This is a genomic window from Mycobacterium sp., assembly GCF_019243155.1.
Lineage (GTDB): Bacteria > Actinomycetota > Actinomycetes > Mycobacteriales > Mycobacteriaceae > Mycobacterium.
Genome location: NZ_JAFAUS010000257.1, coordinates 1 through 2,469, shown reverse-complemented (window position 1 = coordinate 2,469; position 2,469 = coordinate 1). Strand labels below are relative to the sequence as shown.

General features: G+C 65.3%; 1 protein-coding gene. It reads left to right on the top strand.

Going from position 1 to position 2,469, the window contains the following annotated elements:
- The coding region (rpoC, locus tag JOZ00_RS12655; protein ID WP_293344297.1) for a DNA-directed RNA polymerase subunit beta' at nt 1–2,469 on the top strand (2,469 nt) is incomplete at both ends.

The following is a 2,469-nucleotide window of genomic DNA, read 5'->3' as shown; positions in this document are numbered from 1 at the left end:
GGCCTGTTCTGCGAGAAGATCTTCGGACCGACTCGCGACTGGGAGTGCTACTGCGGCAAGTACAAGCGCGTCCGCTTCAAGGGCATCATCTGTGAGCGCTGCGGCGTCGAGGTGACTCGCGCCAAGGTGCGCCGCGAGCGGATGGGCCACATCGAGCTCGCCGCGCCCGTCACGCACATCTGGTACTTCAAGGGTGTGCCGAGCCGGCTCGGTTACCTGCTCGACCTGGCCCCGAAGGATCTCGAGAAGATCATCTACTTCGCGGCCTACGTGATCACCGCGGTCGACAACGAGATGCGGCACAACGAGCTCTCGACGCTCGAGGCCGAGATGATGGTGGAGCGCAAGGCCATTGAGGACCAGCGCGACGCGGACCTGGAGGCCCGCGCCCAGAAGCTGGAGGCCGACCTGGCCGAGCTGGAGGCCGAGGGTGCCAAGGCCGACGCGCGCCGCAAGGTTCGCGACGGTGGCGAGCGTGAGATGCGCCAGCTGCGCGACCGTGCCCAGCGTGAGCTGGACCGGCTCGAGGAGATCTGGACCACCTTCACCAAGCTGGCTCCCAAGCAGCTGATCGTCGACGAGAACCTCTACCGCGAGCTCATCGACCGCTACGGCGAGTACTTCACCGGTGCCATGGGCGCGGAGTCGATCCAGAAGCTGATCGAGAACTTCGACATCGACGCCGAGGCCGACATCCTGCGTGACGTGATCCGAAACGGCAAGGGGCAGAAGAAGCTTCGTGCCCTCAAGCGGCTCAAGGTGGTGGCTGCCTTCCAACAGTCGGGCAACTCGCCGATGGGCATGGTGCTCGACGCCGTCCCGGTGATCCCGCCGGAACTGCGCCCGATGGTGCAGCTCGACGGTGGCCGGTTCGCCACGTCCGACCTGAACGACCTGTACCGCCGCGTCATCAACCGGAACAACCGCCTCAAGAGGCTGATCGACCTCGGCGCACCCGAGATCATCGTCAACAACGAGAAGCGGATGCTGCAGGAGTCCGTCGACGCGCTGTTCGACAACGGCCGTCGCGGCCGTCCGGTCACCGGGCCGGGTAACCGCCCGCTGAAGTCGCTGAGCGATCTGCTCAAGGGTAAGCAGGGCCGGTTCCGTCAGAACCTGCTCGGTAAGCGTGTCGACTACTCGGGCCGTTCGGTCATCGTGGTCGGTCCGCAGCTCAAGCTGCACCAGTGCGGTCTGCCCAAGTTGATGGCGCTGGAGCTGTTCAAGCCGTTCGTGATGAAGCGGCTCGTCGACCTGAACCATGCGCAGAACATCAAGAGCGCCAAGCGGATGGTCGAGCGGCAGCGCCCCCAGGTGTGGGATGTCCTCGAAGAGGTCATCGCCGAACACCCGGTGCTGCTGAACCGCGCACCCACCCTGCACCGTCTGGGTATCCAGGCCTTCGAGCCGATGCTGGTGGAAGGCAAGGCTATTCAGCTGCACCCGTTGGTGTGTGAGGCGTTCAACGCCGACTTCGACGGTGACCAGATGGCCGTGCACCTGCCGCTGAGCGCGGAGGCGCAGGCCGAGGCCCGCATCCTGATGCTGTCGAGTAACAACATCCTGTCGCCGGCGTCCGGCCGCCCGCTGGCCATGCCGCGTCTGGACATGGTGACCGGGTTGTACTACCTGACCACCGAGGTCGACGGCGGCCGCGGCGAATACCAGCCTGCCGGCAAGGACACCCCGGAGGTCGGCGTGTACTCCTCGCCGGCCGAGGCGATCATGGCGGTGGACCGCCATGTGCTGTCGGTGCGGTCCAAGATCAAGGTGCGGCTGACGCAGTTGCGTCCGCCGGCGGAGATCGAGGCCGAGCTGTTCGGCGCCAACGGCTGGCAGCCGGGGGACGCCTGGATGGCCGACACGACGCTGGGTCGGGTGCTGTTCAACGAGCTGCTGCCGGTGGGCTACCCGTTCGTGAACAAGCAGATGCACAAGAAGGTGCAGGCCGCCATCATCAACGATCTGGCCGAGCGCTACCCGATGATCGTGGTCGCGCAGACCGTCGACAAGCTGAAGGACGCCGGTTTCTACTGGGCGACCCGCAGTGGTGTCACGGTGTCGATGGCCGACGTGCTGGTTCCGCCCCGTAAGAAGGAGATCCTCGACCACTACGAGGAGCGCGCGGAGAAGGTTGAAAAGCAGTTCCAGCGAGGCGCTTTGAACCACGACGAGCGCAACGAGGCCCTGGTGGAGATCTGGAAGGAAGCCACCGACGAGGTCGGTCAGGCGCTGCGTGAGCACTACCCGGCCGACAACCCGATCATCACGATCGTCGACTCGGGCGCCACGGGTAACTTCACCCAGACCCGCACGCTGGCAGGCATGAAGGGTCTGGTGACCAACCCGAAGGGTGAGTTCATCCCGCGTCCGGTCAAGTCCTCGTTCCGTGAGGGCCTGACCGTGCTGGAGTACTTCATCAACACGCACGGCGCTCGAAAGGGCTTGGCGGACACCGCGTTGCGTACC